At 62.6% G+C, this 13975-nt stretch carries 14 protein-coding genes; 5 read left to right on the forward strand and 9 right to left on the reverse strand.

Annotated features, from left to right (window positions below):
* Nucleotides 1-18: 18 nt before the first annotated feature.
* The 4 genes from ACVWVY_RS31900 (at nucleotide 19) to ACVWVY_RS31915 (ending at nucleotide 3808) form a co-directional block, all read left to right on the forward strand.
* Complete coding sequence (locus ACVWVY_RS31900) at nucleotides 19-726, forward strand: acriflavin resistance protein (protein ID WP_456630101.1); 708 nt, start codon at nucleotides 19-21, stop codon at nucleotides 724-726.
* A gap of 233 nt (nucleotides 727-959) precedes the next feature.
* Complete coding sequence (locus ACVWVY_RS31905; RefSeq protein WP_456630102.1) at nucleotides 960-1940, forward strand: dienelactone hydrolase family protein; 981 nt, start codon at nucleotides 960-962, stop codon at nucleotides 1938-1940.
* A gap of 60 nt (nucleotides 1941-2000) precedes the next feature.
* Nucleotides 2001-2840: a metallophosphoesterase family protein gene (locus ACVWVY_RS31910; RefSeq protein ID WP_456630103.1), complete on the forward strand. Its 840-nt coding sequence runs from the start codon at nucleotides 2001-2003 to the stop codon at nucleotides 2838-2840.
* A gap of 164 nt (nucleotides 2841-3004) precedes the next feature.
* On the forward strand, nucleotides 3005-3808 hold the full coding sequence (locus ACVWVY_RS31915) for an outer membrane protein (RefSeq protein WP_456630104.1): 804 nt from the start codon (nucleotides 3005-3007) through the stop codon (nucleotides 3806-3808).
* A 59-nt stretch (nucleotides 3809-3867) separates the two neighbouring features.
* Here ACVWVY_RS31915 and ACVWVY_RS31920 read toward each other — a convergent pair whose 3' ends face one another.
* The 5 genes from ACVWVY_RS31920 to ACVWVY_RS31940 form a co-directional block, all read right to left on the reverse strand.
* On the reverse strand, nucleotides 3868-4638 hold the full coding sequence (locus ACVWVY_RS31920) for an SDR family NAD(P)-dependent oxidoreductase (protein ID WP_456630105.1): 771 nt from the start codon (nucleotides 4636-4638) through the stop codon (nucleotides 3868-3870).
* Nucleotides 4639-4669: 31 nt separating this feature from the next.
* Nucleotides 4670-5692 (reverse strand): NADP-dependent oxidoreductase, encoded by a 1023-nt coding sequence (locus ACVWVY_RS31925; RefSeq protein WP_456630106.1) that lies wholly within the window; start codon nucleotides 5690-5692, stop codon nucleotides 4670-4672.
* 207 nt (nucleotides 5693-5899) lie between these two features.
* On the reverse strand, nucleotides 5900-6523 hold the full coding sequence (locus ACVWVY_RS31930; protein WP_456630107.1) for a hypothetical protein: 624 nt from the start codon (nucleotides 6521-6523) through the stop codon (nucleotides 5900-5902).
* Nucleotides 6524-6532: 9 nt separating this feature from the next.
* A complete protein-coding gene (guaB, locus tag ACVWVY_RS31935) occupies nucleotides 6533-8023 on the reverse strand; it encodes an IMP dehydrogenase (protein WP_456630108.1) in 1491 nt (496 codons plus the stop codon).
* Between the two features lie 208 nt (nucleotides 8024-8231).
* Nucleotides 8232-8480 carry a hypothetical protein gene (locus ACVWVY_RS31940; protein WP_456630109.1) on the reverse strand — a complete coding sequence of 83 codons (249 nt, stop codon included), beginning with the start codon at nucleotides 8478-8480 and terminating at the stop codon, nucleotides 8232-8234.
* Between the two features lie 135 nt (nucleotides 8481-8615).
* On the opposite strand from ACVWVY_RS31940, the gene ACVWVY_RS31945 reads away from it, so the two are divergent.
* A complete protein-coding gene (locus ACVWVY_RS31945) occupies nucleotides 8616-10091 on the forward strand; it encodes a DHA2 family efflux MFS transporter permease subunit (protein ID WP_456630110.1) in 1476 nt (491 codons plus the stop codon).
* Nucleotides 10092-10141: 50 nt separating this feature from the next.
* Here the strand turns inward: ACVWVY_RS31945 and ACVWVY_RS31950 are convergent, their stop codons facing one another.
* From ACVWVY_RS31950 to ACVWVY_RS31965, 4 genes are all read right to left on the reverse strand, one after another.
* The gene (locus ACVWVY_RS31950) at nucleotides 10142-11023 is read right to left on the reverse strand and encodes a hypothetical protein (protein WP_456630111.1); all 882 of its coding nucleotides are present in this window, start codon (nucleotides 11021-11023) and stop codon (nucleotides 10142-10144) included.
* A gap of 153 nt (nucleotides 11024-11176) precedes the next feature.
* A complete protein-coding gene (locus ACVWVY_RS31955; protein WP_456630112.1) occupies nucleotides 11177-11656 on the reverse strand; it encodes a DsrE family protein in 480 nt (159 codons plus the stop codon).
* A gap of 99 nt (nucleotides 11657-11755) precedes the next feature.
* Nucleotides 11756-12670, reverse strand: coding sequence for a hypothetical protein (locus ACVWVY_RS31960; RefSeq protein ID WP_456630113.1), 915 nt, complete (start codon nucleotides 12668-12670; stop codon nucleotides 11756-11758).
* On the reverse strand, nucleotides 12670-13680 hold the full coding sequence (locus ACVWVY_RS31965) for a TAXI family TRAP transporter solute-binding subunit (RefSeq protein WP_456630114.1): 1011 nt from the start codon (nucleotides 13678-13680) through the stop codon (nucleotides 12670-12672). The genes ACVWVY_RS31960 and ACVWVY_RS31965 overlap by 1 nt, the downstream gene beginning before the upstream one ends.
* Between the last annotated feature and the right edge of the window lie 295 nt (nucleotides 13681-13975).

Here is a 13975-nt window from a genome sequence, read left to right on the forward strand (position 1 = left end):
GCAACCCGCGAGCAAGCGATGAACATCACCTCCCCGATCGTGACCGGCGCAGCCAACGCGGCCGAACTGCCCGGCTCTTCCGTGTCTACCTTCCTCAGGGCATTGGGGGCCGGCACCGGCCTGTTCGGCGACAGCCCGGACGGCGGCCTCGGCATGATCATGTCGGCCTTGGCCGGAATCGCCACGGCGCTGGCGGTCGCGATCATGCTGTCCGTCTATTTCCGCAGCGGCTACCGCAGCCGGCGCGATCTGGTGAAGCACGGGCTTGCCGCCTCCGCCGTGCTCGTACTGCTCGCCTTCGTGATCTCGGACATGCGGAACGCGGCGCTGGCCTATCTCGGCCTCAATCCGGCGAAGCCCGCCGTCGAATTTGAAATCCGCCTGCCGAAGGCGGCGCTCGCGGCTGCCACCGACACCCAGGTCGAATTGCTGACCGACCGGAACCAGAAACTGGCCAAGGTTCAGGAGGCGCTGGCCTCCACCCCGGACGGCCGCAGCGTCCTGCGGGGAACCGTGACGCTGGATTACCGCACCACGGAACGCATGATGGTGTTGAACCTGCCAGGCCAGGGCCAGAGCACGTTCCGGATGCGGTTGCCGGCAAGCCCCTCGCGATCCGGCCAGTTCGGGCCGTGGCATCTGGCCGACGGCATCGTCCCCGCCAATGGCGGCACGGTGACGTCAGAGCTTCATGACGCCTACGCGATCCGCTACCGCGTGCTCTGAGGCCCACGGGCGCTCGCACAACCGGCCGCAACGATCGGCTTTGCCACAATCAATGCGATCGCCGTCCCCGCCAGCGCCGATGTGCCCGCCAACATGCAGATGGCGTTGCCCGTACGCATCAAGACGCAAAAGACGGCGAGACCGCGTGGCACATTTGCTTTGACGGGAACAACCGGCGCTTTACTCTATCCCTAACGGCCGCCAAAAAAGAGCAGCCGCGGGAGGGTTACAACTTGCGATTTCGCGATCAGGACATTGTTTTCGCCGACGGCGCCAACGGACAGAGCAAGGGACAGAATTTCGAAATTCCTACCGCCAATCCCGCCAACTACTTCCACGTCATCAGCAATTCCGCCGACCTGCCGAGACTTGCGATCGACGGCAAGCTGTTCCTGCCGGCCTCGGACAAGCGCAAGCGCAACGGAAAGCTGCCGCTGGTCATGGTGGTGCCGGGCAGCCTCGGCGTCGCCGCCTCGCACCTCAAACATGCCGAAACCGTAGTTTCCGACGGCTTTGCGGCCTTTGTGCTCGACTGCTTTGGCGCGCGCGACGTGACCTCGACGGTCGCCAACCAGACCCAGTTCTCCTTTGCCGCCAGCGCCTATGACGTGCTGGCGGCCTGGATGGTGCTCTCTGATCATCCGGAGATCGACGCCTCCCGGATCGGCGCACAGGGCCACAGTCGCGGCGGCTCGGCGGTGCTGACGGCGGCAACGCGCCGCTTTGCCGATGCGGTGGTCGGCGCCGGCGCCGGTTTTCGCAGCGTGCTGGCCGCCTATCCCTGGAGCGGCCACCAGTTCCTCGATCCCTCCGTCGATGAAACCGAAATCCGCGTCATCATGGGCGATGCCGATGAATGGTGCTCGCCGATGCAGGTGCAGGGCCATTGCCAGGCCATCCGCCTCTCCGGCGGAAGGGCGACGATGCGGCTGATCGGCGGCGCGCAGCACAGTTTTGACCGCGGCACCGGTATCGAGAACGTCCCCGACGCAGCCGTCTCCCCCGCCGCGCCGACGGCCTATATCGCCAATGACGGCGCCTTCATTCATCCGCTCACGGGTGTCGCGGACAGCAAGCTGACCGATCGCGACCTCATGATCTACGCGCTGAAAGCCGGCTATGGCCGCAAGGGCGCGCAGATTGGCAGCCGCGACGGCGATGCCGAACTATTCAAGGCGGATATGCTGGCGTTCTGGCGGCGGACGTTGGGGTGACGGGCCCCGTCATCGTTCCGACTTCGGATCCGGTTAAGGTCGGACCGAAAGGACTACTGCATGAGCGAATTTCGCCTGACGCAAATTTCCGATACCCACCTCGCCCGCCGCCTGCAGAAACTCACCGACAATTTTCACCGCGTCGGCGAGCATATCGACGCGACGCGACCGGATCTCGTGATCAACAGCGGCGATATCTCCTTCGACGGGCCCACCAGCCGCAGCGATCTCGAATTTGCCAAGGAACTGCACGACGCGCTGCCGGTGCCGTGCCGGCATCTGCCGGGCAACCATGACGTCGGTGATAACCCGACCGCGGTTGGTGCAGCACCGAAGCAACCGGCGACCGAGAAAGAGCGACAGAATTATCTGTCCGTGATTGGCGAAGACCGCTGGCGCTTCGATGCCGCGGGTTGGACCTTCATCGGGCTGAACTCGCTGATCATGAACACCGGGATCGAGAGCGAGGCCGAGCAGTTCGGCTGGCTGGCTTCAGAGCTTGGGCGCATCAACGGCAGGCCGGTCGCGCTGTTCCTGCACAAGCCGCTCTATCTGAACACGCCCGACGATCCCGAAACGGCGGAAACGGCGATCCGCTATGTTCCACAGCCACGGCGCAGAAGTTTGATCGAGATGCTTGCGGCGGTCGATCTGCGGCTGGTCGCCTCCGGCCACGTTCATCAGCGGCGCGATTACACCTTTGGCCACACCCGCCACGTCTGGGCGCCGTCCGCCGGCTTCATCATTCCGGACCGGATGCAGGAAGTCATCGGCGCCAAGGAAGTCGGGCTGGTGGAGTATCGTTTCCAGCCCGACAGTTTTGAAGTCCGCCATGTCCGAGCGGCCGGCCAGATCGATGTCGGGCTGGACGAACTGCTCAATGCGAAATCGAAGAGCTAGGGCTTCAGTCGAACGTCTGTCCTGCGATTTCGCTTGTTCGGCAGTGACGCTCCAAAGACAACCCGAATAGTTGCAGGTGTTGCTCGCAAGGAACAGCCTCCTCTCTAGAGGATCGGCTACGCTGTTCCCGATTTCACCGCGACGTGTCGCGCCCGGGGACTTTCATGAATAGATTTGCGCTTGCCGTTTCCTTGCTTGCTTTCAGCGCCGTGAGCGCCTCTGCCGCCGATCTCGCGGCCCGCCCCTACACCAAGGCGCCCCCGGTGGCCGTCGCAGCCGTCTATGACTGGAGCGGCTTTTATCTCGGCGTCAACGGCGGCGGTGCATGGAGCCGCAAGTGCTGGGATGCGAATCCGTTCACCATCGATCTTGGGTTCATTCCCCCGTTCACGGTTTCCGGTCCCGAAGGATGCCATACCGCCAGCGGCGCGACGGCTGGCGGCCAGGTCGGCTATCGCTGGCAACGCGCGGCCTGGGTGTTCGGACTGGAGGCGCAGGGCAACTGGGCGGATCTATCGGGTTCGAACCCGACCCAGAACGCTTTTCTCGCTGGTTTTGCCAACCGCTCCAGGATCGATGCCATCGGCCTGTTCACCGGTCAGGTCGGCTACGCCTGGAATTCTTTCCTGCTCTACGTCAAGGGCGGCGCGGCGGTCACGCAGGACAAGTACGAAATCTTCCTCACGGGAGCCCAGGGTCCGCTGCCAACAGGCTCCATTGCGGCCCGCGGCAGTGAGACTCGATGGGGTGGCGTGGTCGGCGTCGGAGCCGAGTATGGGTTCACGCCGAACTGGTCATTCGCGCTTGAATATAATCATTTGTTCATGGGCTCCCGCGATGTCGGCATCACCTACGATCCGGCGTTTATCGTAGCTTTGAATCACAGCGAGCGCATTCGTCAGGATGTCGACATGGTGACCGCGCGCATCAACTACCGCTTCGGCGGACCTGTCATCGCGAAGTACTGACCTCCACTGAAGTCTGAAACTTAAAAGGCTCCGGCATCGTCCGGAGCTTTTTTATAGCCTCAAGCCGCGTAGTAACCGCCGTCGATCACATGCGACGCGCCGGTCATGAACGACGCCTTGTCCGAGCACATCCAGGCCACCGCTTCCGCGATCTCGCCGGGAACGCCCATGCGCCGCATCGGCACCTTTGCCAGAATTTGCTCGCCGCGTTCCTCGACCGTCTCCTTGGTCATCGGCGTGGTGATGTAGCCGGGATTGACGCAGTTCACGCGGATACCGTCCTCGGCATATTCGATCGCGGCACTCTTGGTCAGCCCCACCACGCCATGCTTGGCGGCGACGTAATGGCCGGAGGTCGCAAGGCCAATCAGGCCCGCGATCGAGGCTGTGTTGACGATTGCACCGCCATTGCCCTGCGCCAGCATCTGCGCGACTTCGTGCTTGAGGCAGAGGAACACGCCGGTCAGGTTGACCGCCAGCATGCGATCGAACGCCTGCTGGCTGAGCTCGTGCAAACGCTGGCCCGCGGGGCCGACGGCGCGCGGCGCGATGCCCGCATTGTTGAACGCGCAATCGATCCGCCCGAAGGCTGACACCGTGCGGGCCACCATCGCAGCCACGTCGGCCTCGTGCGTCACGTCGCCGCCGATGGCGATCGCCTGGCCACCGGCCGCATTGATCAGCGCGACCGTCGCCGCGGCGTCAACTTCGGCGCGGTCCGCGACCGCGACGCGCGCGCCTTCGCGCGCCATCACCACCGCGGTCGCCTGGCCGATCCCCGAAGCGCCGCCGGTCACCAGGGCCACCTTGCCGTCAAGGATACCCGCCATGCTTCATCATCTCCCGAGATGATTGGCCGGCTTACGCCTTGTCCGGCCCGACCCGCACCAGCTGTTTGCCGAAATTGGCGCCTTTCAAAAGGCCCATGAACGCGGCCGGCGCGCCGTCGAGGCCTTCGGTCACAAACTCCTTGTGCTTGACCTTGCCCTCGCGCACCCACTGCGACATGTCGCGCAGGAAGTCGCCGTGACGCGCGGCGAAATCGCTGACGATGAAGCCGCGGATGGTCAGGCGTTTGGTCAGCACGTTGCGCATCATCGCCGCCGCCCATTTCGGCGCCACCGCCTGCGTATCGTTGTAATGCGCGATCAGGCCGCAGACGGGAATGCGCGCAAAGGCATTGAGCAGCGGAAACACCGCTTCGAACACCGCGCCGCCGACGTTCTCGAAATAGACGTCGATGCCCTTCGGGCAGGCAAATTTCAGCTTCGCGGCGAAATCGGTTTCGCGGTGATCGAGGCAATCGTCGAAGCCGAGCTCGTTCTTGACGTAAGCGCACTTGTCCTTGCCGCCGGCGATGCCGACCGCCCGTGCACCCTTGATCTTCGCGATCTGGCCAACCGCCGAGCCGACGGCGCCGGAAGCGGCGGCGACAACCACAGTCTCGCCCGCCTGCGGCTTGCCGATATCGAGCAGCCCCGTGTAGGCGGTCATGCCGGGCATGCCGAGCACGCCGACCGCGGTCGAGATCGGAGCGATCTTGGGATCGATTTTTGCCAGGCCCTTGCCGTCGGAGATCGCATGCGTCTGCCAGCCGGCGCGCGACAGCACGATGTCGCCATTGGCGAAGGCCGGATTATTGGACGCGATCACCTCGCTGACCGTGCCGCCCTCCATCACGCCGTCGATCGGCACCGGCTGCGCATAGGACGGCCCGTCGCTCATGCGCCCGCGCATATAGGGATCGAGCGACAGCCAAACGGTGCGCAGGAGGACCTCGCCGGCACCCGGCGTCGGCACCGGGCATTCCTCGAGGCGGAAATCAGCCGGCTTGGGTTCACCGACCGGGCGTGAGGCGAGAACGATGCGTTTGCCTTGGGACATGAGGTTCCTCCAGATTTTTGCTTGTTGTTTTCGTCAAGGCGAGCTTAGCGAGTTGTCCGCCGAAGCTCAACGAGCGAAGGCGGAAGCGATCCATTCTTGCCAGACAAGAGCTGGATTGCTTCCGACTTGATCCCTTGCGCAAACGCTTCGCGTTTGTCGCAGGCAATGACGGTCTTTGATCGCAATTACCGCCTGAACTCCAAAATATCAGGCCGCGATTTTGGAGAGCGCCGCCTCGAACGCAGCCGCCGCACTCGCCAAATCCGTGAAGGCAAGCCCGCTATCCGCGGTCTGCTTCTGCGCTTCCGTCGCGGTGGGGCGAATCTCCGCGATCGGCTTTCCACCATCGAGCACGGCCAGGGGCGCGATCACGTGAAACTCATGGGCTTCGACAGGCTGGTCTTTCAGCAGGAAGACCCCGATCGAGACGATATCCTTGCCACGCCGGTATGAAATATAGCGGTCGACCGCAACCGAACCGTCGCGTTGCATCCCGCCCAGTTTTGCATAGCCAGTGGAGTCCAGCAGTTTGTGCGCCTTGAAGCCCTTCACGCCCACCGATCTTGCTTTCGCGGTCTCCTCCGACAGATCGTATTTCGCGGCCATCGCCTTGCCGATTTCGGCGAGTTGTTCCGACATCGCGTGCTCGAACTCCTTCAGCTCGGTACGCGGCTTCGATGCCTTGCGCGGCCTTGACGTGTCCCGCTTGTCCATCTCGGCTTTGCATCGCGCGACGATCTCGGCGGCGGATTTCCGCTCGGCATTGGCGAGCAGATTCTTCAAATCCTGCTTTGAAAGCGCGGCAATCTTGTCGTCTGACCAATCGACCATGATAATCAACTAAGCTCCGCCCGGATAATTCGGGCTTTCGCGGGTGATGGTAACGTCGTGGACGTGGCTTTCGCGCAGGCCCGCGCCGGTGATACGAACGAACTGCGCCTTCTCGTGGAATTCGGCGAGATTGCGCGCGCCGACATAGCCCATCGCGGCGCGCAGGCCACCGGCGAGCTGGTGCATGACGTTGCCGACCGGGCCTTTGTAAGGCACTTGGCCCTCGATGCCCTCAGGGACCAGCTTCAGCGTGTCCTTGATGTCCTGCTGGAAGTAGCGGTCGGCCGAGCCGCGCGCCATCGCGCCGACCGAACCCATGCCGCGATAGGCCTTGTAGGATCGGCCCTGCCACAGAAACACTTCGCCCGGCGTCTCGTCGGTGCCGGCGAGCAGCGAACCGACCATGGCGATGTCGGCACCGGCGGCGAGCGCCTTCGCCAGATCGCCTGAGTATTTGATGCCGCCGTCGGCGATCACGGACACGTTTGCCTTCTTCGCCGCTTCCACCGCATCCATGATCGCGGTGAGCTGCGGCACGCCGACGCCGGCGACGATGCGCGTGGTGCAGATCGAGCCCGGCCCGATGCCGACCTTGATCGCGTCCGCGCCCGCATCGATCAGCGCCTGCGCGCCCTCTTTGGTCGCGATGTTGCCGGCGACGACCTGCACGGCGTTGGAAAGCCGCTTGATGCGGTTGACCGCCTCCAGCACGCGGGACGAATGGCCGTGCGCGGTATCGACCACGATCAAATCGACGCCGGCATCGATCAGCAGTTCGGTACGCTCAAAACCGCCCTCGCCGACGGTGGTCGCGGCTGCGGCGCGCAGTCGCCCCTGCGCGTCCTTGCAGGCCAGCGGATGCGCAACCGCCTTCTCCATGTCCTTGACGGTGATCAGACCGACGCAGCGATACTGATCGTCGACAACCAGCAGTTTTTCGATGCGATGCTTGTGCAGCATCCGCTTCGCCTCGTCCTGGCTGACGCCTTCGCGCACCGTGACGAGGTTTTCATGCGTCATCAATTCGGAGATTTTCTGGCGCGGATCGGTTGCAAACCGCACGTCGCGGTTGGTGAGGATGCCGACCAGCTTTCCCGGTACACCCTTGGAAGCGCCGGTGACCACGGGAATGCCGGAGAAGCCGTGATCGGTCATCAGCGTCATCGCGTCCGACAGCATCGCGTCGGGGCCGATGGTGAGCGGATTGACCACCATTCCGGATTCATACTTCTTGACCTGCCGCACCTGGGCGGCCTGCCCCTCCGGATCGAAATTGCGGTGGATGACGCCGACGCCGCCGGCCTGAGCCATCGCGATCGCCATGCGCGCTTCGGTGACCGTGTCCATCGCGGACGCGATGATCGGGATGTTGAGCGGGATCGCGCGGGTCACATGCGAGCGGATATCGGCCTCAGAGGGCAGGATATCCGAGAGACCGGGTTTCAGAAGCACATCGTCGAACGTGAAGGCTTCACGGATACCCTGAAGTCCCTGCGCCATTGCCAACTCCTTTCGGCGGCTCACCGCCGCGATCAGTTCTATGGATGAACGCCGCCTCCGGCGATGCTATCGGCATCGCCGTCGAATCGAAGCCCATCGGTGGGGTTGACGGTGGTCGATAGCATGACGGAACACCGAATCAAAGCGTTTGCCAGCTATGCACAGGTTTTTCGAGAAAAGCCGCAATCCCAAGGGGTTAGCGGCGGCCCTAGGACCGGTACCCCGGCGGCGGGCCGTGCTGGCGGATCGCCTCCACCACCTCGCGGTGCCGCCGGTCCTCCCGCTTCATGTGAACCGCGATCAGCGCATGCGCCGAGGGCACCAGCAGCAGGACGTGGAAAATCAGCCCGAAAACCAGGCAAAATACGATCAGGACCAGGTTGAAGATCGCCGAAAACGGCTGCCCGTTCAGCAGCAGCCCGAGCGGCGGCAACAAGGCAGCAAGCAGATAGATCATGCGGACCTCCAGCGGCTGGCGCGGTGCATACCAGCGTCACGCAGGATTTAGGAGGTATGCGCGGTTCTGCAATGGCTTGCCTGACGCCCGGATGATACAGGCCCCTTGCCCGCCTCATTCCGGTCCCCGATTTCGATGACCAAAGAACGCCTGATCCCGCTGATCGTCGCCACCGCCCTGTTCATGGAGAACATGGACTCGACGGTGATTGCGACCTCGCTGCCGGCGATCGCCGCTGATATCGGCACCAGCCCGCTGACGCTGAAGCTCGCCATCACCTCCTATCTGCTCTCGCTCGCCGTGTTCATTCCGGCCAGCGGCTGGACCGCGGACCGATTCGGCGCGCGCATGGTGTTTTCGATCGCCATCGGCGTGTTCATGGTCGGGTCGATCGGCTGCGCGCTGTCGCAGAACGTGACTCATTTCGTTATCGCGCGCATCCTGCAGGGCATGGGCGGCGCGATGATGACGCCGGTCGGACGGCTGGTGCTGTTGCGTTCGATCGACAAGAGCGCGCTGGTCAATGCGATGACATGGGTAACGGTGCCGGCGCTGATCGGGCCGGTGATCGGGCCGCCGCTCGGCGGCTTCATCACCACCTATTTCTCCTGGCACTGGATCTTCCTGATCAACATCCCGATCGGGTTGCTCGGCATCTTCATGGCGATGAAGTACATCGACCCGATCAAGAGCGAAGACCCCGAGCGCTTCGACCTCTATGGGCTGGTGCTGGCCGGGATCGGACTTGCCGGCATCGCCTTCGGTCTCTCGGTCGCCGGCCTCGGCCTGTTGCCATGGCCTGTCGTTGCCGGCCTCGTCGCGCTCGGCACCATCTCAATGACGCTCTATGTCATGCACGCGAGGCGGACCGGCTCGCCGGTGCTGGATTTCGCGCTGCTGCGGCTGTCGACCATGCGCGCCAGCATCGTCGGGGGCTTCCTGTTCCGGCTCGGCATCGGCGCATTGCCGTTCCTGCTGCCGCTTCTGATGCAGGAAGGTTTTGGCCTGACGCCGTTCCAGTCCGGCCTCGTCACGTTTTCTTCCGCCGTCGGCGCGATGGGGATGAAGACGCTGGCCGCGCGCATCATCCGCGCCTTCGGGTTCCGCAACCTGATGACGGTCAATGCGGTCGTCAGCGCGGTCTTTCTTGCCGCCTGCGCCTTGTTCACCGTAACGACACCATTGCTGCTGATCTTCATCATCCTCGTGGTCGGCGGCTTCTTCCGCTCGCTGCAATTCACCGCGATCAACACGGTCGCCTATGCCGAGGTCGAGCCGGCGCAGATGAGCCGCGCCACCACGCTTGTCAGCGTCAACCAGCAATTGGCGATTTCCGCGGGCGTCGCGGTCGGTGCGTTCTCCGTGGAATCGACCATGCTCTACCAGCACGTCACCGAACTGAACGCCGGCGTATTCCCACCCGCGTTCCTCGTGGTCGCGGTCATCTCGGCGGTGTCGGCGTATTTCTTCTGGCAGATGCCCGATGACGCCGGCCACGAAATCTCAGGCCGCAAGGCTGTCGAGATTTCCAGCCGCAAGGGCGCCGCCAAGGCGGCGACCAAGGCCGCCAGCGAAGGCACCGAGGACGCACGCGATCAGCGGCTGGGCTGAGCGAATTCGACCCCCGCTTCCATGGAGTACCGGGGGTCTGGTGGCAGCAACTACATGCGCACCTTTATCTCGCGGTGTTCGAGTGAAATGCGAAAAACACTGTAGCCTTCAATCGCCGAAAATCCGGTTTCCGGATAGACCACGGTCAGGACGGCGGCCGACGCCTTGCCGCTGAGCAGCCGATCGGCTGCCTTGGTTTCGCTCGTGGTGAGCAGACTGTCAGTCGCCCCCGCCACGACGAAGGCGGCCTGGATTCTAGTTTGCAAGTTCGAATACCTGTCATCGATCGCAATGATTTTTCCGGCGAGGTCGGCTACCGACTTGACCTCCGGGCCAGCCACGACAATCGCGACCGACAGTTCGCCGGTGTTCGGCGAGGCCGAGGCTTTCTTCTCGGCATCCCGCAACGTCATCACGTGCTCCGCGACGACGGTCGCGACCCGCATTCGCTCCCGCGCCTTTATGTCGATGGACGCGACCGGCTCGTGGTCGACGGCTGCGACGCGGGCTTCCGGTGGCGGAAGCGAAAGCCGGATGCTCGCCGATTGCGCATCGGACGCCGCGGCTTCCGCAGGCGCCGATCCCGACTTCAGAGGGCTTTTCACCAGCGGAATTCGAAACACCTTGAAACCTGCGATTTCGGAAGACCACTCGGCCGTCTCCGGGTAGGACAGCGTCAGGACTGCCGCTGACACTTCCCCCTTAACCAGTCGGTCGAGCGCCTTCGTCCGGCCTCCGGCCAATTCCGCATTGACCATCGCCGCGAGCCCCCGCCGCGCCTCGTCGTTCGATGCTGACGCGGCTTCATCGATGGCAATGTCCTTGCCGGCCAATTCCGACAACCACGTGATTTGCGGAGCAACCAACAGCAGCGCAACCTTTCGTTCCGCATCGCCCGGCGACACCGGAGGGGCCTTGCTGCGATCATCCACCTGCGCGACTGCCGTGCGATCCTGCGCCGTTGATTCCGATGCGCCGGCTGACCCAAAGCACAACAAGAAAATCAGCAACATCCCTGACTGACGCATGACATCCCTCGAAATGATTTCACTAACCCAGATTAATATGCGATCGGAAAATCCCGCTCACGGCCGCACATAGCTCCAGCCCTTTTCCTGCTTCTCCATCAACTGGACGACTCCTGACGGAACGATCGTGGCGTCGGACAGCACGGCGATCGAGCGCTCTTCCTTCTTCTCCATGTTTTCCTTGGTGTTGGCGCAGGCGGAGAACTGAACATTGCTGGGGAACGCCATGCCCTTCAGCTGCTTGATCCGGTCCAGTACCGGCGACGTGTCGGCGCGCAGCATATGCAGGCCCGGACCGTAGGCGACAATGTCCACGCTAACGTCCTCACCCTTGGTGCGGTAATACTCGATCACGTTGGTGGCGTTGTTCAATGCGAGATTCATCACCGCCGGATCATTCTGATCAACGTGAATGAGCAGTCGATGAGGCTTGGTCGGACTCGAAAGACCGTCCTTCGCGGCCTGGGCCAGCGCGACCGACATCATCGACAGAAAGACAATAAACACCGCCGTCAACTGGCGAAACCATCTACGCATGACAAATCCCTTCCAAAAAAACAAAAACAGGTGCTCGAGGATTCCAGTTCTGAAGCGGGATGACTTTTCTTCGAATCGTATCCCGCTCCATCGCTTTGATTAGCGTCGCTGCGATGACTTGGTCGCGGTCGACGTCCACATGCAGGCCGTCGCGATCTTGTCGCGGATCGCGTTCCATCCGGCGAGTTGGAACGTCGCCTCGCTTGTCCGACCCGATCCATCAGGCACCATGATCTTCAGTTGCCCGCCGTCGGAAAACGACTGCAACAGCGCGACTGCATCCTCCCTGTAGCTCGCCGTCCTCCCCTCCGCGGATGCAGTCCAGCGCAGCTTGACCATCGGCTGATCGTTGACCTGGTAGGCGACCGGGATTTCGCCGCCGCGCGGCGCGCGCGAGGACCCTTCCATGCGCAACCCGAGTTCGGTGCGGCGTCCGCGACAACTAACCACCAGCGCCATTGGCGCATCCTTCGTGTCGGGCCGCGCGAGAATCGTCGCCGTGACAACAGGGGAGTAATCCAAGGGCGAAGCGGTTTCGCTCACGGTCCATTCCGCCCCTTGTGCGCCGGAAGGCACCGAGGTCGATGGCACCGCCTTGCCCGGCGGGGTCGCAGCTACAGATTTATCCGAAGGAGCCGCCGCCAATGTTCTGGCCGACTCGCTCTCCTTCTGGTCCGCGGAGGCGCCTGCAACCGGATTTCCCGCCGGGCTCGTCCCGGCGGCAACGACCGCGGGCCCATCGGACGGAATCGCACCGGCGGCCGTCTGCGGCCGATCAACTGACGCAGAGGCTTGCGGTCCGGCGAGTTCAAGGCATTCGAGCTGCACCTTGCGTGCGTTCTGAAGGCACGCCCGACGCTGCGCCGCATCGTCGGCGGGACTCGAGCAGTTCGCTTCCGCGACACGTACCAGCTTGAAGCAGGTGTCCAAGCCCACGACGGTCGGGCTGGCGGGCTGCGCGAGAACGGCGGTGCTCGCGAGGCAGAGCGAGGTCGTGATCGATAGCGCTCTCATCACAACCTCCCGCTATGCCTGACAGGATTTGCGCGATCAATCCAGTTTTGGGCAGCCCCGGACCGTCCGATGCCTGGCACACCCGTCTTCACGTCGATCTCTTTCCACTTCGGATCGAATCCGGGCGACTTCAATTTGTCGATCCTGCTGAAGAATTCTTCCACGAAGCGTTCGACCCGGCGATAACGCGGCGTCTCCGGCTGCCAGTTGTAAGATGCGAGAACGGTAGGAACCGCGATGGTGGCGACGCGCTCGCCCTTCGCGATCAGGTTGGGATAGTCCGCCGACTCGAGAGAGGAAGCGACGTAGTAGTCCGAGAATTTCGGACCGAATTCGACAGGCAGGAACTTAAAGCCTGCGTCCCATTTGCCCTTGACGAAGGTGTCGACAGGCTTCGACGTGATGAAGACCACAGCAGCAATCTCACCGCGCCTCAGTTGCTCCATCGCGACGGGGTGCGGGACGAACATCTTGTCGACGGCGATCCCGAGGCGGCTGAAAATCAGTGGCCCGGAATAAGCGGCGGCGGTGCCTTGCGTGTTGAAGTTGACCTTCTTGCCCGCCAGCTCCGCCAGCGATTGGATCTCCGGCCGGACGAAGATATGCAGATCCGAGGGAAACAAGTTGATGATCGAGACGATACGCTGCTGGATCTGCGGGACCTGCAGCTTGTATTCTTCGAGCGAGTCCGTGTTGATGATCGCCAGATCCACCCCCTTGAGATAGAGAAGATCGTTGACGTTTTCCGTCGGGCCCCGTGTCACGATGGGAAGAACATGCACCTGGTTGCTTTCATTCACCACTCTCGCAATCTCGGTAGCAAAACGGATCGGGGCACCTTCCAGCAAACCGCCGGCAAGGCCTACGGTCCCGGCATTTACCTTTTCCTTGATCTGTTGTTCGCTGGGCGCCGACGGCGCGTTCAGTGTCCTGCGGGATTGCGCGGCACTCGCATCGCAGAACGCGGCCGCAGCGATAAACACAGTGATTAATCTTGCAAGAAAATACATTTCAGAACGCCTTTACTAAAAGAATACATGCGCGCTTGGCGCTGACGCTCAAAGCAAGCGTCGATGGAATTTCATCACCCGCCTAAGGTAGATTAACCAAAACCGGCAACTCGTTGTTGCAAAAAGCCCTTATTTAACAGGCATATCTTCGATTTTAAATATGGCCAATAAATGGTGATCTCGCAAATGGTAGATGGCGGGACAGTTAATCCTGAGGCGATTCAATCATTCATCGATCGAACCTTCAGTGATGCAAGAGCCGGAAAAACCGCCGCCTTACCGTTAATCGCACGCG

Source organism: Bradyrhizobium sp. URHC0002 (genome assembly GCF_054059515.1).